Consider the following 17,746-nt stretch of genomic DNA (forward strand, 5'->3'; position numbering starts at 1 on the left):
ACGCCGTGAATCCATCCCTGGAGGCTCTTTTCAGACATCCCTGTCTTCAAAGGTCCTGGAAGGACAAAACCGAAGCCGGCTCATCGCATGCGTAAAGGTGTGGTTGCCAGTCGCCGGCCAAGAACGTCCCAGTGGATAAGGGTGATTTATGAGCATTAAGAAGGTCGCGTTGCTGTTGGTGATCGTGGCGCTGGTGGCGGGCTACTTCTTTTTCGATGTGGGTCGGTTTCTGAGTCTGGATTATTTGAAGGAGCAGCGGGGGGCGTTTCAGGCGTTGGCCGGGGAGCATCCGGTGGCGGTGTTGGGCGGGTTTTTCGCGTTGTACGTGTTGGTGACGGCGTTGAGTTTGCCGGGGGCCGCGATCATGACGTTGGCGGCGGGGGCGTTGTTCGGGTTCTGGGTGGCGTTGTTTTTGGTGTCGTTCGCGTCCAGCGTGGGGGCGACGCTGGCGTTTCTGGCGGCGCGGTTTCTGTTCAAGGATGCGGTGCAGGAGCGGTTTGGCGAGCGCTTGAAGAAGATCAATGCGGGGGTGGAGAAGGACGGGGCCTTTTATCTGTTTACGTTGCGTTTGATTCCCGCCTTTCCGTTTTTCGTGATCAATCTGGTGATGGCGTTGACGCCGTTGAAGACCTGGACCTTTTATTGGGTGAGCCAGGTGGGGATGCTGGCGGGGACCGCGGTGTACGTGAACGCGGGCACGCAGTTGGGTGAGCTGGAACGGTTGTACGGACTGCTGTCGCCAACGTTGTTGGGAGCGTTTGTGTTGCTGGGCCTGTTCCCCTGGCTGGCCAAGGCGGTGCTGGCGGTGGTGCGGCGTCGCAAAGTGTATCGCGGCCATGACAAGCCCAAACACTTCGACCGCAATCTGATCGTGATCGGTGCCGGTTCCGCGGGACTGGTGAGCGCCTATATCGCCGCCACGGTGAAGGCGAAGGTGTCGCTGGTCGAGGCGGAGAAAATGGGCGGTGATTGCCTGAATACCGGTTGCGTGCCGTCCAAGGCGCTGATCAAGAGCGCGTCCCTGGCGCATCTGGAGAAAGAGCCCGACCGGTACGGCTTCAAGCGCATTACCACGGAGTTCAATTTCGCCGATATCCAGGCGCGCATTCAGCGGGTCATCGGGCGCATCGAGCCCCACGATTCCGTGGCGCGCTACCAGGCCCTGGGCGTCGATTGCATCCAGGGGCGCGCACGGCTGGTGTCGCCCTGGGAGGTGGCCATCGAAACGGCGGAGGGCGAGCGGCGGCTGACCGGTCGCGCCATCGTCCTCGCCACCGGCGCCCGCCCGCTGGTGCCACCGATTCCCGGTATCGATCAGGTACGAGTACTGACGTCGGAGAATCTTTGGCAGGTCACCGAGCTGCCAACGCGGCTGCTGGTGTTGGGCGGCGGCCCGATCGGTTGCGAGCTGGCGCAGAGCTTCGCGCGGCTGGGCAGCCAGGTGACCCAGGTGGAGCAAGGCCCCCGCCTGCTGCCCCGGGAAGACGACGACGCCGCCCGGGCGGTGGCCAAGGCGCTGGGTGAGGACGGCGTGCAAGTGCTCACCGGCCACAAGGCCATCCGCTTCAGCATCGAGGACGGCGAGCAGCGTGTTCATACGGAGAGCGAACAAGGTCAGCGCCGCTTGCCGTTCGACGCGGTGCTGGTGGCGGTGGGCCGGCGCGCCAACACCGCCGGCCTGGGGCTGGAGACACTGGACATCGCCACCCGCGACGACGGCACCCTGGATCTGGACGAACGACTGCGCACGCGCTTTCCCAATATTTACGGCTGCGGCGATGTGGCCGGCCCCTACCAGTTCACCCATGTGGCCGCCCATCAAGCCTGGTACGCCGCGGTGAACGCCTTGTTCAGCGGGCTGAAAACCTTCAAGGCCGATTACCGGGTGATCCCCTGGGCCACCTTCACCGCGCCGGAGGTGGCGCGGGTCGGCCTCAATGAACAGGAGGCCCGGGAAAAAGGCATCGCGGTGGAGGTGACCCGCTACGGCATCGACGATCTGGACCGGGCCATCGCCGACGGCAGCGACCGGGGTTTCGTCAAGGTCCTCACACCGCCGGGCAAGGATCGCATTCTCGGTGTGACCATCGTTGGTGAAGCGGCATCGGATCTGATCAGTGAATACGTGCTGGCCATGAAGCACGGTCTGGGCCTGAATAAAATTCTCGGCACCATTCACATTTATCCCACCCGCGCCGAGGCCAACAAGTTCGCCGCCGGCGAATGGAAGAAGGCGCACAAGCCGGAAAAACTGCTGCGTTGGGTGCAGCGCTTTCACGCCGCGCGAAGATAGCGTGAAGGGTCAAAGCCTTTAAAGAAAATATCTGCAAGCTGTTAAATCCCGCCACGACGTGCCGATAAGTCAGGCGACACGGACGCCCGTCATTCAAGCGGCAGATCACTCCCGCCCGGGACGCCGCCCCGCGCAGATATCTTCACACAAGGCTCCCCTTCTATGTTTCTGAACAAAAGTGTCAAACTCAGGCTCTCGCTCAGTCTGGGTCTCTGTATCGTTCTGCTGATCGCCATTGGCGTGGTCGGCATCCTCAGCACCAGCTCGGTGCGGGAGGATCTTGACCGAACCTACAACCAGAATCTGATCACTCTGGTCGACCTGGGCGCGGTGCGCGATGCGCTGCTGGACACCCGGGTAAAGATCACCGCCGCGCAGCGGGACCGGGACATCGCGCGGGCCCGGGAACTGGCCGCGCAGGTCAAGGACAACGACCTTCTTATCGATCGCTATTGGAGCGACTATTTTCCGCAACGAATCAGTGGCGAGCGGGAGCGCGCCCTGGCCGGGCGTTTTCAGGAAGGGCTGACCGCCCTGCGCAAGGATCTGAATGAACTCAATGGTCTGATGATGGCCGGCGACTTCGATCAGGCGCGCACGCTGGCCACCGGAAAAGTCCGCGAGGACTACACCGGCGTGCTGGAAAACATCAATGCCCTGGTCACCCGCAACCGTGAACAGGCGGAAAGCCATTATCAGAATGCGCTGGCCAGCTACCGGCACTCACGCAGCCTGGTGCTGGGTCTGATGGCCGTCTCCGTGGTGGTGGCGCTACTGCTGGCCACCTGGCTGGTACGCGGCATCATGACTCCGCTGGGCAAGGCGCGAGCCCTGGCCCGTGCTTTGTCGGAAGGACGGCTGGACCACGATACCCATATCACCTGCCAGGACGAATTCGGCGATATGCTCCGTGATCTGCGCAGTATGCAGGAGAAATTTTCCCAGGTGGTGCGCTCGGTAAGAGGCAACGCCGAATCGGTGAGCATTGCCTCCACCGAGATCTCCCAGGGCACCGATGATCTCAGCCGGCGCACCCAGGACCAGGCCGCCAGTCTGGAAGAAACCGCCGCCTCCATGGACCAGATCACGTCCACCGTGCGTCAGAACGCCGACAACGCCGGCGAGGCGGACGGGCTGGCGCACCGGGTCAGCGACCAGGCCAGGGAAGGCGGCGAGATCGCCCGTCAGGCCATCGATGCGATGGCGGAGATCAGTGGCTCGAGCCGCAAGATCACCAGCATCGTCACGCTGATCGACGAAATCGCCTTCCAGACCAATCTGCTGGCGCTGAACGCCTCGGTGGAAGCGGCCCGCGCCGGTGAGCAGGGCCGTGGTTTCGCGGTGGTGGCCGGCGAGGTGCGCAGCCTGGCCGGACGCAGCGCCGAGGCCGCCCGCGAGATCAAAACGCTGGTCGACGAAAGCGTGAACCGGGTGGACGCGGGCACCGCGCTGGTGGACCGGGCCGCCGACACGCTGAGCAATATCGCCAAGGGCGTGGATCAGGTCACCAGCCTGGTGGGCGAAATCGCCGTGGCCAGCCGGGAACAGTCCCAGGGCATCGAGCAGGTCAACCTGGCGGTCTCGCAAATGGACGCGGCGGTCCAGCAGAATGCCAGCATGGTGGAGCAATCCAGTGCCGCCAGCCGATCGCTTCAGGACCAGGCCCGGGCGCTGCTCAAGGAAATGGGCTTCTTCAAGGCCGCCGACGCTCCCTCCACCGGCACACCGGAGCGGCTATCCTCACGGCATGACCCGGACACGTCCTACTGAAAACCCAGGGGCCACGGAGAACCGTTATGCGCCGTCTTTATCCATGGTGGTCAGGACTGTTGCTCCTGGCCCTGGTCGCGCCACCGGCGTTTGCCGCCGAGCGCTTCGATCACGGCGCCTGGGACGCACTGCTGCGGGAGCACGTGACCTGGCAGCGGGACGGCGTGGCCTCCACGGTGGACTACGACGGCTTCTCCGCCGACCGGCCGGCCCTGGAGGCCTATCTGGACCGGCTCGGCACGGTGGACGCGGACCGCTTTCAACAATGGTCCCGCGCCGACCGGCTGGCGTTTCTGATCAATGCTTACAACGCCTTTACCGTGGAACTGATTCTGCGCCAGGATGCCAGACCCGCCTCGATCCGCGATATCGGATCGATTTTTCGCGGGCCCTGGAGCCAGCGCTTTTTCACCCTGCTCGGCGAGCGGCGCACTCTGGATGAAGTGGAGCACGATCTGATTCGCGGCAACCCGGCGCTGATGGATGCGCGCATCCACTTCGCGGTGAACTGCGCCTCGGTGGGTTGTCCGGCCCTGCGTCCGCAGGCCTACACCGGCGACGCCCTGGACCGGCAACTCGACGACAGCACCCGCCGCTTTCTCTCCGACCGTCGCCGCAACCGCTACCAGGACGGCACGCTGTGGGTGTCGTCGATCTTCGACTGGTACCGGGAAGACTTCGTGGCGGCGGCCGGCAGCCTGGGCGCCTGGCTGGCGGCCCATGGGGACACCCTGGGCGTGCCGGCGGCGGCCCGTCCCGCTCTGCGCGACGATCAACTGGAGATTGATTTCCTGAAGTACGACTGGTCACTGAACGGCGAGGATCGTTGAAGCCGCTTGGTTGACAATAATTCTCATTCTCTATAGGTTCCTCCGGCCCTTACAAAACTGACAATATCCCGGAGGAACGTCATGTTCCGCTTCGCTTGCCGACGATTCACTCTGTTGCCCCTGGCCGCCGCCCTGGCGGCACCGCTTTCCCCGGCGGTCGCGCAAACCGGCGACAATCAACTGGAACCGGTCACGGTAACGGCCACGCGCACCAACAGCGCGCTGGGCGAAACGCCACAGAAAATCACCGTGGTCACCCGCGAGCAGATCGAGGAACAACTGGCGATCAGCGGGGACCAGGCCCAGGTGTTGAGCAATTTGCTGCCCTCTTATTCGCCGAGCCGGCAGAAGCTGACCAACGCCGGCGAAACCTTCCGTGGCCGGGACCCGCTGTTTCTGGTGGACGGCATCCCCCAGTCCAACCCGCTGCGGGACGGCTCCCGGGACGGCTACACCATAGATCTGGCCATGGTGGAGCGCATAGAAATCATCCACGGCGCCAGCGCCGAACACGGCCTGGGGGCCACCGGCGGCATCATTAATTTCGTCACCCGCCGCCCCCAGGGCGGCGCGCTCAAACAGCATGTGGGGGTGGGCGTCAGCGCCCCCACCGACTACGAGTCCGACGGTCTGGGCTACCAGGCCGACTACCGTGTGGAAGGCATCCAGGGCGACTGGGATTACCTGCTCGGCGGCAGCTACCGGTCCCGGGGTCTGTTCTATGACGGCGACGGTCGCGCCATCGGCGTGGACGAGGCCCAGGGCGACATCATGGATTCCGAGAGCCACGACCTGTTCGTGAAGCTCGGCTACTGGCTGGACGACAATCAGAACCTGGAACTGAGCGTCAACCGCTTCGAACTGGAGGGCAACCACGACTACGTGAACGTGCCCGGTGATCGCGCCGCCGGCGTGCCCGCCACCTCGCGGAAAGGCGTCCCGCGCGGCCGGCCGGTGCGCAACCAGGCGCTGACCACCAGCCTCGCCTATCGGCATCTGGATCTGGCCGGCAACGATCTGAAGGTACAGTTCTACAGCCAACGCTTCCGGGCCCGCTACGGCGGTGGCACCTTCGGCACCTACCAGGACCCGGCCTACGGCCCCAATGTCTACGACCAGTCCCAGAACGAATCGGAGAAATACGGCGCCAAGTTCACCGTCAACCGGGACGGCCTGCTCGACGACCGCCTGAAGGTCACCGCCGGGCTGGACCTGCTCCAGGACGAAACCCGTCAGGTGCTGGTGCTCACCGGCCGTGATTGGGTGCCGGAAGCCCGCTTCCGCAACGCCGCGCCCTTCCTGCAACTGGATTACCGGCTCACCGACCGGCTCACCGTGCACGGCGGCGCCCGCCACGAATACGCCAAGCTGAACGTGGACACCTACCAGGTGCTGGCGTCCTACGGCGGCCACACCGTTACCGGCGGCAGCCCCAGCTTCGAGGAAACCCTGTTCAACGGCGGCCTGGTGTTCCGGGCCACCGACTGGATGCAATGGTTCGCCAACTACTCCGAGGGCTTCGGCATGCCCGACGTGGGCCGGGTGCTGCGTGGCGTCAACCAGCCCGGCCAGGACGTGGACGACTACGTGGACCTGCAACCCATCGTCACCGAAAATCAGGAAATCGGCGTGCGCCTGAACCGGGGCGCCGCGGACCTGGAACTGAGCTATTACCAGTCCAACGCCGATCTGGGCTCGGTGCTGGTGCTCAATAACGGCGTCTACGAGGTGGAGCGCAAGGCCACCGATATCCATGGCGTGGAAGCGGACCTGGGCTGGCGGGTGCGCGAAGGGCACCGGGTCAGCGTCGGCTACGCCCACGTCAGCGGCGAGGAGGACAGCAACGGCAATGGCGTGCCGGACCAGCGCATGGACGCCCGCAACATCTCCCCGGATCGGGTGACGGTGCGCTGGCAGGCCAACTGGAACGACCGGCTCACCACCCAGCTGCAGGGCAATCACTATTTCAGCCGCCGCTACGACCGGATCAACGGCCGGAACGCGAACTTCGACAGCTATCAGTTGTTCGACCTGTTCGCCGGTTACCGGCTGGCCCGGGGGCAGGTGACCCTGGGCGTGGAGAACCTGTTCAACGAGCAGTACATCACCTTCTTTTCGCAATCCGCCTCGGACCTGGACGAGCGTTACTTCGCCGGCCGTGGCCGCGTGGTGAGCCTCGGGTACAATCTCGACTTCTGAGATTTCCCGGGCGAGTCATGCTGTTCACCCTGCACAAATACGCCGGCCTGATCGCCGGCGTTCTGCTCACCCTGATCGGCCTCACCGGCAGTCTGTTGGTGTTTCACGATACCCTGGACCGCTGGCTGACGCCGGCGGTGCGCGTGCAAGGCGACGGCGCCCGGGCACCGCTGGCCGACGTGGTGGAGGCCGCCCGCCGGGCGGTGCCGGACCGGCCCGCTCAACGGCTGTATCTGGCGGCACCGGGGGACGCCCACACGGTACGGTTCGCCGGGCCCGACGGCGCCCCCGGCCCGCTGGAAGTGAGCGTGGCACCGGACACCGCCCGAGTGGTGGCGGTGCGCCAGTGGGGCGTCTACCCCACCAGTTGGGTGTACCGGCTGCATTACACGCTGCTGGCCGGCACCCCCGGCAAGTACGTGGTGGGCGTGGCCGGTCTGTGCCTGCTGTTTTTCGGTTTCAGCGGCCTGTACCTGTGGTGGCCGCGCCAGGGCCGCTGGCGCGGCGCCCTGGCCATCCGCACCGACAAGGGTGCCTTCCGTCTCAACCATGACCTGCACAAAAGCGTCGGTGTGCTGACCCTGCCGGTGCTGATGGTGGTGGCGTTCTCCGGCGTGGCGCTGGTGTTTCCCGGCCCGCTGGCCAGCCTGGTGGGCACCGTGCTGCCCCTGGAGCCCCGCCCGGCGCCCCGGTCCGCGCCGCCGGCGCCGGACGCCCCTTCCCTGGACGTGGATCAGGCGGTGGCGGCGGGCGCCGATGTGTTTCCCGGCGCCACCCTGAAACGGGTCTATCTGCCCACCGAACCCCGGTCGCCCTATATCCTCGCCTACAACCAGCCCGGCGAAGCCTGGCGCCATTATCCGGCCACCCGGGTCTGGGTGGACCGCTACAGCGGCGCGCTGCTGGAGCGCTGGGATCCGCTGACGGTGGCCGCCGGCAGCCAGTTTCTGGTCTGGCAGTTCCCTCTCCATAACGGCGACGCCCTGGGGCTGGTGGGCCGCTGGCTGGTGGTGGCCGGCGGCCTGCTGCCCGGGCTGCTGTTTTTCACCGGCCTGTACCTGTGGTGGAAAAAGCGCCGACTGGTGCGCAAGGCCCGGCACCGGCGGGCCCGCCACTCTTGAAACCGGCGCCGCCGCCACCATCTAAGCGGCGGCCGCTACCGGGCGCCCCCTCACGCGGCGGGCACGCCGCTTCCTTCAAGGTAGCGCACCGGTCGGCCCGCCGACCGAAGCAACGCGCGCCACGAGGGACCGTATGAGCCATATCGAACGCCTGGATCGCATTCACGATTCCTACCGCCGCCTGCCGCTCTGGATGCGTCTGTGGATCCTGCTGGTGCTGATTCCGGTGAACGCCGCCGGCTTCTTCATGCTGCACACCGCCAGCGGCCACGCGGTGGCCTGGGCCAGCGCCTTCGTGATGGCCACCAATGGCCTCACGCTTTGGCGCTACGCCTCCCTGAACCGGGCCCTGGCACTGCCCCACCTGCTGGCCTGGGTGCCGCTGCAGGCGGCGCTGGTGGCGCGGCTGATCGGCGGCTGGGGGCCGGACGCCCTGGAATGGGACGAATGGCTGCTGGCGGTGATGGTGGTGATGGTCAATTCCGTGGCGCTGTTCTTCGACACCGTGGCGTCCTGGCGCTGGTGGCGGGACCGGCGGGTGAATCTGGCCGCCGACGGCCTCTGAGCGCCCTCAACCGATCTGCACCTCCGCCTCGGTATAGCGCACCCGGGCCGGATTGGGCCGCGCCAGCGCATAGGCGAACGCCAGCGGCCCGATGCGGCCGACGAACATCAGCAGCATCAGAATCCCCTGCCCCGGCGCGCCGATCTGCGCGGTGATGCCCCGCGACAGGCCCACCGTGCCAAACGCGGAAAAGCTCTCGAACAGCACGTCCAGCGGCCGCATCTGCGGTTGCAGGATGACCAGCACGAAGCCCGCCAGCATCAGCAGCATGACACTGAGCATGACCACCGCGTAGGCGCGGAACACCGCGGCCAGCGCCACCGCCCGGCGGAACAGGCGCGGCTGCTGCTCGCCACGCAGAATCGCCCGGGTGGACAGCAACACCACCATGAAGGTGGTCACCTTGACGCCGGAGGCGGTGGAGTTGCTGCCGCCACCGATGAACATCAGCATCATGGTCAGCAGGGTGGCGGGCATGCCCAGGGCGCCGGTGTCCACGCTGTTGAAGCCGGCGGTGCGCGGCGTCACCGCCGTGAACCAGGCCGCCCACAGCCGGTCCGCCACCGGCAGCGCGCCAAGCGTGTCCGGGTTGCGCCATTCGAAGCCCAGCATCAGCAGCCAGCCGCCCAGGGCCAGAATGGCGGTGCCGGCCAGGGTCAGCTTGCTGTGCAGGGTGAGGCGGGCGAAACGGCGCCGCCGCCAGAGATCCAGAATCACCGTGAAGCCCAGCCCGCCGGTGATGAACAGCGCGGTGATGACGACATTGACCAGCGGCTGCCCGGCCCAGGGGATCAGGCTGTCCGGCCGCAGGCCGAAGCCGGCGTTATTGAAGGCGGACACCGCGTGGAAGACGCTGAACCAGAGCCCCTCGCCCCAGCCCATTTCCGGCACCCAGACCAGCGCCAGCAGCAACGCCCCGACCAGCTCCAGGGACAAGGCCAGAATGGCGATGTGCCGGACCAGTACCAGCACGTCGCCGGGGGCGGTCTGGTCCAGTGCCTCGCGCACCACCCGACGGCCGCCCAGGCCGAGCCGCCCGCCCAGGGCGAGAATGGTGAGCCCGGCGAACGTCATCAGGCCGAGCCCGCCGAGATGGATCAACACCAACACCACCGCCTGGCCGAACCCGGTCAGCACGCTGCCGGTGTCCACCACCACCAGGCCGGTGACGGTCACCGCCGAGCAGGCGGTGAACAGGGCCTGGCCGAGGCCCAGCCCGCCGTGACTGGCCATCGGCAGCCACAGCAGCAGGCCGCCGATCAGGATCAAGGCGAGAAAACTCAGCGCCAGCAGCGCCGGCGGACTGAAACGCCAGGGCCGGCGCAGTTGCGCCCGCAGGCTGAGGCGCCCGCTGATACGCGGCTGCCAGCTCTTCACGGCGCCCCCCTCACCCGATCTGCACCTCGTCCTCCGCGTAGCGCAGCCGCACCGGGCGCGGCCGGGCCAGGGAGAACGCCAGGGCCAGCGGGCCGACGCGGCCCACGAACATCAGCACCATCACGATGGCCTGGCTGGCCATGGACATGTCGGCGGTGATGCCGCGGGTCATGCCGGCGTTGCCGAACGCGGAGAACCCTTCGAACAGCACGTCCATGGGCCGCATTTCCGGCTCCAGAATGACCAGCAGGAAACAGCCCAGCATCACCATCAGCAGGCTCAGCACCACCACCGTGTAGGCGCGGAACACCGAGTTCAGCGACACCATGCGTTTGAAGGCGGTGGGCCGCTGGCGGCCGGTGAGGAAGGCGCGGGTGGCCAGAATCACCACCATGAAGGTACTCACCTTGATGCCGGACGCGGTGGAATTGCTGCCACCGCCGATAAAGATCAGGAACATGGTGAGCAGCACCGTGGGCGCGTAGGCGACACTGATGTCCACCACCGCGAAACCGGCACTGCGCGGCACCACCGCCATGAACCAGGCCAGCCAGGGGCGTTGCTCCGGCGCCAGCGCGGCCAGGGTGTTGCCGTTGCTCCACTCGAAGCCCATCACCATCAGCCAGGCGGACACCGCCAGAACCAGAGTGCCGGCGAGGGTCAGCTTGCTGTGCAGGCTGAGGCGGCCGAAGCGACGCTCGCGCCACAGGTCGTTGATCACCGTGAAGCCCAGGCCACCGATAATGAACAGCCCGGTGATCACCACCGTGATCAGGGGCGTGGCGGCCCACGGCGCCAGGCCCTCGGGCAGGATCGACACGCCCGCGTTGTTGAACGCCGAGGCGGCGTGAAAAAAGCTCATCCACAGCCCGCGCGCCCAGCCCATCTCCGGCACCCAGGCGGTGGCCAGCACCGCCGCGCCGGTCAGTTCCAGGGTCAGCGCCAGCAACGCCACCTGACGCACCAGCAGGATCACGTCCCCCGGGGAGGTCTGGTTCATGGCCTCGCGCACCACCCGCTGGCCACCCAGCCCCAGGCGCCCGCCCAGGGCCAGCACGGTGAGCACGGCGAAGGTCATCAGGCCCAGCCCGCCCACATGGAACAGCACCATCACCACGATCTGCCCGAACAGGGTCAGGTCCCGGGCCGGGTCCGCCAGCGACAGGCCGGTGACGGTGATCGAGGCGGTGGCGGTGAACAGCGCCTGCCAGAGCGACAGGCCCTCATGGCTGGCGAACGGCAGCCAGAACAGCAGCGTGCCGATCAGGATGAACACCGCGAAGCCGCCGGCCAGCAGGGCCGGCGGGCTGAGCCGCCAGGCGCGGCGCATGCGCGCCCTGAGGGTAACGCGGCCGCGCAGCCGGGGCAGCCAGCTTCTCATAGGCTGGAAGTGAACTCGCGCAGGGCTTTTTCGTCACCCAGCAGCACCAGGTGATCGTTGCGGCGCAGCCGGTAGTCCGGCGCCGGCTCGAAGGTAACGCTGTTGCCGTGCTTGATCGCCAGCAGGCGGATTTTTTCCGGATCGATCTTCAATTCCGAGAACGGCCGGTCGTCCAGTACCTCGCCGGGGCGCACCTCGATGACGAAGTAATTGTCACCCAGGGCCAGGTAGTCGAGCATGTTCGGGTGCGCCATGGTCTGCGCCACCCGCAGCCCCATTTCGTACTCCGGATGGAAGATGCGTTCGGCGCCCAGCTTCTCCACGATCTTGTGGTGGGTGGGCGTGATCGCCTTGACCCACACTTCCCTGGCCTTCAGGGATTCCAGGTGCATGGTGCACAGGATGCTGGCCTCGATGTTCTCGCCGATGGCCACCAGCACCGCGTCGAAGCGTTCCAGTTTCAGCTCCTTGAGCGAGGCCTCGTCGGTGGCGTCGGCGATCACCACCTGGGTGAGCCTGTCGGCCAGCTGGTTGGCCTTGGTCTCGTCGGAGTCCACGCCCAGCACTTCATGCCCCAGGCGTACCAGCTCCACGCCCACGGCTTCCCCGAAGCCGCCCAGGCCCATGATCGCGAATTGCTTTTTCATTCTCGCTCCTTCGGTTTTTCGTAGGAGCGGCTTCAGCCGCGAATGATGCCCGGTTCGCGGCTGAAGCCGCTCCTACAGTTGTTCCAGGGCCTCGGCCAGGGTGGCCACCGCCACCACTTCGACTCCCTCCGGCAGCTGCCGGGGCCGGTTGGCCTTGGGGATGATGGCCCGCTTGAAGCCGTGTTTGACGGCCTCGTAAAGCCGCTCCTGCCCCTGGGGCACCGGGCGAATCTCACCGGACAGGCCGATCTCGCCGAACACCACCAGGTCGCGGCCCAGGGGCCGGTCCCGGAAACTGGACACGATCGACAGCACCAGGGCCAGGTCGGCGGCGGTCTCCGCCACCTTGACGCCGCCCACCACGTTGGCGAACACGTCCTGGTCGCCCACCTGAATGCCACCGTGGCGGTGCAGCACCGCCAGTAGCATGGCCAGACGGTTGGCCTCCAGGCCCACGCACACCCGCCGGGGATTACCGAAGTGGCTGGCGTCCACCAGCGCCTGCAGCTCCACCAGCAGCGGCCGGGTGCCCTCCCAGACCACCGTGACCAGGGAACCGGCGGCGATCTCCTCGGCGCGGTTGAGGAAGATGGCGGACGGGTTCTTCACTTCCTTCAGGCCCTCGCCGGTCATGGCGAACACGCCCAGCTCGTTGACCGCGCCGAAGCGGTTCTTGAGCCCGCGCAGGGTGCGGAAGCGGGAGTCCGTGGAGCCTTCCAGCATCAGCGAGCAGTCGATCATGTGCTCCAGCACCTTGGGCCCGGCCAGGGTGCCGTCCTTGGTGACATGGCCCACCAACAGCAACACGGTACCGGTTTGCTTGGCGAATCGCGTCAAGGCGGCGGCGCACTCGCGCACCTGGGCCACCGAGCCCGGCGCCGATTGCAGGCCGGCCAGGTACATCACCTGGATGGAATCCACCACCAGCAGGCGCGGCCGTTCCTTGCGGGCCAGGTCCAGAATCTGTTCCACGTCGGTTTCCGCCGCCAGGCGCAGTTTTTCCTTGGGCAGCTTCAGGCGGTCCGCGCGCATCGCCACCTGGGACAGGGATTCCTCGCCGGTCACGTACAGGCAGGACTCGGTGTCCGCCAGACGGCACATCACCTGCAGCAGCAAGGTGGACTTACCGGCCCCCGGGTGCCCGCCGATCAGGATCGCCGAGCCCGGCACCAGGCCGCCCCCCAGCACCCGGTCCAGCTCGCCCATGCCGGTGCCGATGCGCGGCGTTTCCTCGAGGACGATCTCGTTGAGGTTGCGCACTTCGGTCAGCTCGCCGCTGTAACCGGTGCGCTCGGCGCCACGGCTTTTCGGCGTCGCCGGGTCCACCACGAATTCCTGCAGGGTGTTCCAGGCGCCGCAGGCCGGGCACTGGCCCTGCCATTTGGGGAAGTCGGCACCGCACTCGGTGCACACGAAAGCGGTTTTCTTCTTGGCCACGGAAACCTCTTTGAAAACGATACAGGATGCAGGATACAGGATTCAGGAAAAGGCACGGTGCCTGCCTCTGTATCCTTCATCCTGTATCCTGAATCGTCATCGCTAGTCGGCGATGACCCGCACCGGCCGCGCGGTGATCTGACAGAACAGTTCATAGCTGATGGTGCCGCAGGCGGCGGCCACCTCATCGGCGCTGACCACGTCGCCCCACAGTTCCACCTCGTCGCCGACCCGGGCGTCGATGCCGTTCAGGTCCACGGTGAGCATGTCCATGGACACCCGGCCGGCCAGCCGGGTGCGGTGGCCGTTGACCGCCACCGGGGTGCCGTTGGGGGCGTGGCGCGGATAGCCGTCGCCGTAGCCCACCGCCACCACCCCGACCCGGCCGGGGCCGTCGGCGGTCCAGGTGGCGCCGTAGCCGACGCTGTCACCGGCCTGCACCGGATTAATGGCGATCAGGCGGGCGCTGAAGCGTTGGGTGGGGCGCAGGTCCAGATCGGCGGCGGCGCGCCAGGCGAACGGCGAGGAGCCGTACAGCATGATGCCCGGGCGCACCCGGTCGGCGCGGGCCTCGGGGTAGCGAATCAGGGCGGCGGAGTTGGCGGCGCTGAGCGGCACGCGCAGTTCCGTGGCCAGGGCCCGGGCCAGGGCCAGCTGCGAGGCGGTGCGGGTGTCGTCGGCGGCGTCGGCGCAGGCGAAGTGGCTCATCACGCCGAGCAGCCGCACGCCCTTCAGGCCGCGCAGCCGGGCCGCCTGGGCGCGGGCCAGGTCCGGCGCCATGCCGAGCCGGTTCATGCCGGTGTTGACCTTGAGCCAGACGCCCACCGGGCGCGGTTGCGCCACCAGCAGATCCACCTGCCAGGGGGAGTGCACGACCACCTCGGCGTGCAGGCGGGCGGCCAGGGCCAGCTCGTCGGCGTCGAAGAAGCCTTCCGCCACCAGCAGCGGGTGGGCCAGCCCCAGGTGCCGCAGCGCCTGGGCCTCTTCCATCAGCGCCACGCCCAGGCCGTCCACCTGATGGGCCAGGGCACGGGCCGCCAGCCCCAGGCCGTGGCCGTAGCCGTTGGCCTTGACCATGGCGAACACCCGGGCGCCGCCGGCCAGGGCGCGGGCGCGCCGGGCGTTGTGAGCCAGGGCTCCGGGTCGCAGTTCCAGCCGGGTACCACGCATGGGCGCGTTACTCGTCGCTGCTGTATTGCTGGTAATACTCCGGCGCCAGGTCGTCGAAGCGGGTGAACTCCCCGCGGAACGCCAGGCGCGCGGTGCCGATGGGGCCGTTCCGCTGCTTGCCGATGATCACCTCGGCGATGCCTTTCTCGGTGGTTTCCTGGTTATAGACCTCGTCCCGGTACAGGAACATGATCAAGTCGGCGTCCTGCTCGATGGCCCCGGATTCCCGCAGGTCGGACATCACCGGGCGTTTGTTGGGGCGCTGCTCCAGGGAACGGTTGAGCTGGGACAGGGCGATCAGCGGGCAGTTGAGTTCCTTGGCCAGCCCTTTCAGGGAACGGGAGATCTCGGAGATCTCGTTGACCCGGCTGTCGGCGCCCGGCACCTGCATCAGCTGCAGGTAGTCGACCATGATCATGCCCAGCTCGCCGCCGCACTCCCGCGCCACCCGGCGCGCCCGGGCGCGCATTTCCAGCGGGCTCAGCGCCGGGGTGTCGTCGATATAGAACTTCTGCTCGCTGAGCATCTGGATCGCCGAGGTGATGCGCGGCCAGTCGTCCTGCTCCAGGCGGCCGGAGCGGATGGCGCCCTGGTTGATGCGCCCCAGGGACGACAGCATCCGCATGACGATGGAGTCGGCGGGCATCTCCATGGAGAACACCAGCACCGGCTTGTGTGCCTTGAGGGCCACGTTCTCGCACAGGTTCATGGCGAAGGTGGTCTTCCCCATGGACGGCCGGCCGGCCACCACCACCATGTCGGCGGGCTGCAGGCCGGCGGTCATCTTGTCCAGCTCCTCGAAACCGGTGGTCAGACCGGTGAGCGAGTTCTTGTTTTTGTACAGCTCGTCGATGCGGTCCACCGCCTTCTTGAGCACCGACTTGATGTCCTGGGGGCCGGAGCCCTTTTTCTGCTGCTCGGCGATCTCGAAGATCGACGATTCCGCGTGGTCGAGAATTTCCAGGGAAGGCCGGCCCTTGGGGTTGAACGACTGGTCGGCGATGCTGTGCGACACCTGGATCAGCTGGCGCAGAATGCTGCGCTCACGGACGATGTCGGAATAGGCGGTGATGTTGGCGGCGCTGGGCGTGTTGCGCGCCAGCTCCGAGAGATAGCTCATGCCACCCACGTCATCGAGCTGCCCCAGATGGGTGAGCGCCTGGGACACGGTGACCAGATCGCTGGGCTTCTCTTCTTCCACCAGCTGGCCGATCACCTGGAAGATCAGCCGGTGTTCCTTGCGATAGAAGTCCTTCGCCCCGACCCGCTCGGCCACGTCGTCCCAGGCCTCGTTGTTGAGCAGCAGGCCGCCCAGCACCGCCTGTTCCGCCTCCAGGGAATTGGGCGGCAGGCGCAGGTTATCCGGCAGGTGGTCGTCCAGGCTCAGGGGTTCGTTCATGGCGGGTCCGGGTGGCGAAACACAAAGGGTAACAACGAAAAAGGCACCGCCCGAGACCGGACGGTGCCCTTGATTCTGTCACCGCGCCCCACCAGGGGCAAACGGCGACGACCGTGGGTGCGAGGAGTGCTTACTCCTGGGGCACCACCACCAGCTTGATGGTCACGGTCACGTCGGCGTGCAGCGCCAGGTCGATGTCGTACTCGCCGGTCTGGCGGATCGCGCCATAGGGCAGTTTGACTTCGGCCTTGGCCACTTCCACACCGCTCTGCTCGGTGATGGCGTCGGCGATGTTGGCGGTGCCCACGGAGCCGAACAGCTTGCCTTCGTCGCCGGACTTGGCGGCCACGGTGATGCTCGCTTCGGCCAGCTTCTCGGCACGGCCTTCGGCGGCGCTGAGTTGCTCGGCGGCTTGTTTTTCCAGTTCCGCGCGGCGGGTTTCCACCTCGGCCAGGTTGTCCTTGGTGGCGGGCAGAGCCTTGCCTTGCGGGATCAGGAAGTTACGGCCGTAACCGGGGCGAACGTCCACCACGGAACCCAGGTCACCCAGGTTCTTGATGGTTTCCAGCAGGATCACTTGCATGACGGTCCCCTCGGCTTAATTGTCGTGGCTGTCGGAGTACGGCAGCAGCGCCAGAAAGCGGGCCTGCTTGACAGCGGTGGCCAGCTGACGCTGATAGCGCGCCTTGGTGCCGGTGATGCGGCTGGGCACGATCTTGCCGGTTTCGGTGATGTAGGCTTTCAGGGTGTCGAGGTCCTTGTAGTCAATGAACTCCACACCTTCCGCGGTGAAGCGGCAGAACTTGCGACGGCGATAAAAACGGGCCATGGATAATCTCCTCTCGATTCCTTAGTCCAGGGGCACCAGTGTTTCCGCAATCAACTGCACCCGGTCACGGGCTTCGCCCTTGTAACCGGCCCGGCTGAGAAACCCCGTCACCCGCACGTTCTGTCCTTCCTTCAGACCCTGGATCAGTTCGGCTTTGCGGCCGACCAGAACCACGGCGAGACGTACCTGGACTTCACGGGGATGACCGTCTTCCTCCTGCCGGGAGCGGTGTTCCAGCCAGAACCGCTGGCGGGGCACACCGGCCGGTGTGATAGCCGTCTTCTCGAGACGGGCGACAACGCCGGTCAACTGGCAGTGATTGCCGTCGGAAATCAGCTGGTGGCCTCCTCCTTCTCGTTGGATTTCGCCAGCGGCGAGGGCTCGGTGATGGCCCGGTGACGGCGAACCACGAGGTGACGGATTACGGCATCGTTGAACCGGAAGGTGTTTTCCAGTTCGGCGAGGGTGTCGCCGTCACATTCGATGTTCAGCAGCACGTAGTGTGCCTTGTGGATCTTGTTGATCGGGTAGGCCAGCTGGCGGCGGCCCCAATCTTCCTGACGGTGGATGATCCCGTTGCCGTCGGTGATCACGGCGCTGTAGCGCTCCACCATGGCGGGAACCTGTTCACTCTGGTCCGGGTGGACCAGGAACACAACTTCGTAATGACGCATTGTAGCTCCTTACGGATTGGCAGCCTCCCGCGACAGGCGGTGAGGCAAGGAGAT

16 protein-coding genes are annotated in these 17,746 nt (G+C 66.5%); 6 read left to right on the forward strand and 10 right to left on the reverse strand.

Annotation, left to right across the window (positions count from 1 at the left end; all coding sequences use genetic code 11):
- Nucleotides 1–148: 148 nt before the first annotated feature.
- The 6 genes from IM760_RS04775 to IM760_RS04800 all read left to right on the forward strand — a co-directional run bounded on the left by IM760_RS04775 (nucleotide 149) and on the right by IM760_RS04800 (nucleotide 8,778).
- On the forward strand, nucleotides 149–2,293 hold the full coding sequence (locus IM760_RS04775) for an FAD-dependent oxidoreductase (RefSeq protein ID WP_204427402.1): 2,145 nt from the start codon (nucleotides 149–151) through the stop codon (nucleotides 2,291–2,293).
- A 162-nt stretch (nucleotides 2,294–2,455) separates the two neighbouring features.
- Nucleotides 2,456–4,063 (forward strand): methyl-accepting chemotaxis protein, encoded by a 1,608-nt coding sequence (locus IM760_RS04780; RefSeq protein WP_204427403.1) that lies wholly within the window; start codon nucleotides 2,456–2,458, stop codon nucleotides 4,061–4,063.
- Nucleotides 4,064–4,089: 26 nt separating this feature from the next.
- Nucleotides 4,090–4,893, forward strand: a complete 804-nt coding sequence (locus tag IM760_RS04785; RefSeq protein WP_204427404.1) for a DUF547 domain-containing protein — start codon at nucleotides 4,090–4,092, stop codon at nucleotides 4,891–4,893.
- 81 nt (nucleotides 4,894–4,974) lie between these two features.
- Nucleotides 4,975–7,092 carry a TonB-dependent receptor gene (locus tag IM760_RS04790; RefSeq protein ID WP_204427405.1) on the forward strand — a complete coding sequence of 706 codons (2,118 nt, stop codon included), beginning with the start codon at nucleotides 4,975–4,977 and terminating at the stop codon, nucleotides 7,090–7,092.
- Nucleotides 7,093–7,109: 17 nt separating this feature from the next.
- Nucleotides 7,110–8,213: a PepSY-associated TM helix domain-containing protein gene (locus IM760_RS04795; RefSeq protein WP_204427406.1), complete on the forward strand. Its 1,104-nt coding sequence runs from the start codon at nucleotides 7,110–7,112 to the stop codon at nucleotides 8,211–8,213.
- A 133-nt stretch (nucleotides 8,214–8,346) separates the two neighbouring features.
- Complete coding sequence (locus IM760_RS04800; RefSeq protein WP_204427407.1) at nucleotides 8,347–8,778, forward strand: hypothetical protein; 432 nt, start codon at nucleotides 8,347–8,349, stop codon at nucleotides 8,776–8,778.
- A 6-nt stretch (nucleotides 8,779–8,784) separates the two neighbouring features.
- Here IM760_RS04800 and IM760_RS04805 read toward each other — a convergent pair whose 3' ends face one another.
- The 10 genes from IM760_RS04805 to rpsF form a co-directional block, all read right to left on the reverse strand.
- Entirely contained in the window at nucleotides 8,785–10,155 is a 1,371-nt protein-coding gene (locus IM760_RS04805; protein ID WP_204427408.1) for a TrkH family potassium uptake protein, read from the reverse strand.
- A gap of 10 nt (nucleotides 10,156–10,165) precedes the next feature.
- The gene (locus IM760_RS04810) at nucleotides 10,166–11,536 is read right to left on the reverse strand and encodes a TrkH family potassium uptake protein (protein WP_204427409.1); all 1,371 of its coding nucleotides are present in this window, start codon (nucleotides 11,534–11,536) and stop codon (nucleotides 10,166–10,168) included.
- A complete protein-coding gene (locus IM760_RS04815) occupies nucleotides 11,533–12,183 on the reverse strand; it encodes a potassium channel family protein (RefSeq protein ID WP_204427410.1) in 651 nt (216 codons plus the stop codon). Before IM760_RS04815 ends, IM760_RS04810 begins: the two co-directional genes overlap by 4 nt.
- 72 nt (nucleotides 12,184–12,255) lie before the next feature.
- Nucleotides 12,256–13,620: a DNA repair protein RadA gene (gene radA, locus IM760_RS04820; RefSeq protein WP_204427411.1), complete on the reverse strand. Its 1,365-nt coding sequence runs from the start codon at nucleotides 13,618–13,620 to the stop codon at nucleotides 12,256–12,258.
- Between the two features lie 102 nt (nucleotides 13,621–13,722).
- Entirely contained in the window at nucleotides 13,723–14,790 is a 1,068-nt protein-coding gene (gene alr / locus IM760_RS04825) for an alanine racemase (RefSeq protein ID WP_204427412.1), read from the reverse strand.
- Nucleotides 14,791–14,797: 7 nt separating this feature from the next.
- The gene (gene dnaB, locus IM760_RS04830; RefSeq protein WP_204427413.1) at nucleotides 14,798–16,189 is read right to left on the reverse strand and encodes a replicative DNA helicase; all 1,392 of its coding nucleotides are present in this window, start codon (nucleotides 16,187–16,189) and stop codon (nucleotides 14,798–14,800) included.
- Between the two features lie 130 nt (nucleotides 16,190–16,319).
- Nucleotides 16,320–16,772: a 50S ribosomal protein L9 gene (gene rplI / locus IM760_RS04835; protein WP_138772676.1), complete on the reverse strand. Its 453-nt coding sequence runs from the start codon at nucleotides 16,770–16,772 to the stop codon at nucleotides 16,320–16,322.
- Nucleotides 16,773–16,787: 15 nt separating this feature from the next.
- Nucleotides 16,788–17,018, reverse strand: a complete 231-nt coding sequence (gene rpsR / locus IM760_RS04840; RefSeq protein WP_161384846.1) for a 30S ribosomal protein S18 — start codon at nucleotides 17,016–17,018, stop codon at nucleotides 16,788–16,790.
- 21 nt (nucleotides 17,019–17,039) lie between these two features.
- Nucleotides 17,040–17,327, reverse strand: a complete 288-nt coding sequence (gene priB / locus IM760_RS04845) for a primosomal replication protein N (RefSeq protein ID WP_228233236.1) — start codon at nucleotides 17,325–17,327, stop codon at nucleotides 17,040–17,042.
- Between the two features lie 23 nt (nucleotides 17,328–17,350).
- Nucleotides 17,351–17,692, reverse strand: a complete 342-nt coding sequence (gene rpsF / locus IM760_RS04850; protein ID WP_138772679.1) for a 30S ribosomal protein S6 — start codon at nucleotides 17,690–17,692, stop codon at nucleotides 17,351–17,353.
- Between the last annotated feature and the right edge of the window lie 54 nt (nucleotides 17,693–17,746).

This window comes from Alloalcanivorax marinus (assembly GCF_016906305.1).
In the GTDB taxonomy this organism is placed as follows: domain Bacteria; phylum Pseudomonadota; class Gammaproteobacteria; order Pseudomonadales; family Alcanivoracaceae; genus Alloalcanivorax; species Alloalcanivorax marinus.

Coding starts and splice junctions, on each gene's coding strand:
- IM760_RS04780 (WP_204427403.1), top strand. CDS start 2,456: ATGTTTCTGAACAAAAGTGTCAAACTCAGGCTCTCGCTCAGTCTGGGT.
- IM760_RS04785 (WP_204427404.1), top strand. CDS start 4,090: ATGCGCCGTCTTTATCCATGGTGGTCAGGACTGTTGCTCCTGGCCCTG.
- IM760_RS04790 (WP_204427405.1), top strand. CDS start 4,975: ATGTTCCGCTTCGCTTGCCGACGATTCACTCTGTTGCCCCTGGCCGCC.
- rplI (WP_138772676.1), bottom strand. CDS start 16,772: ATGCAAGTGATCCTGCTGGAAACCATCAAGAACCTGGGTGACCTGGGT.
- IM760_RS04815 (WP_204427410.1), bottom strand. CDS start 12,183: ATGAAAAAGCAATTCGCGATCATGGGCCTGGGCGGCTTCGGGGAAGCC.
- IM760_RS04795 (WP_204427406.1), top strand. CDS start 7,110: ATGCTGTTCACCCTGCACAAATACGCCGGCCTGATCGCCGGCGTTCTG.
- IM760_RS04800 (WP_204427407.1), top strand. CDS start 8,347: ATGAGCCATATCGAACGCCTGGATCGCATTCACGATTCCTACCGCCGC.
- IM760_RS04810 (WP_204427409.1), bottom strand. CDS start 11,536: ATGAGAAGCTGGCTGCCCCGGCTGCGCGGCCGCGTTACCCTCAGGGCG.
- IM760_RS04775 (WP_204427402.1), top strand. CDS start 149: ATGAGCATTAAGAAGGTCGCGTTGCTGTTGGTGATCGTGGCGCTGGTG.
- rpsF (WP_138772679.1), bottom strand. CDS start 17,692: ATGCGTCATTACGAAGTTGTGTTCCTGGTCCACCCGGACCAGAGTGAA.
- dnaB (WP_204427413.1), bottom strand. CDS start 16,189: ATGAACGAACCCCTGAGCCTGGACGACCACCTGCCGGATAACCTGCGC.
- rpsR (WP_161384846.1), bottom strand. CDS start 17,018: ATGGCCCGTTTTTATCGCCGTCGCAAGTTCTGCCGCTTCACCGCGGAA.
- alr (WP_204427412.1), bottom strand. CDS start 14,790: ATGCGTGGTACCCGGCTGGAACTGCGACCCGGAGCCCTGGCTCACAAC.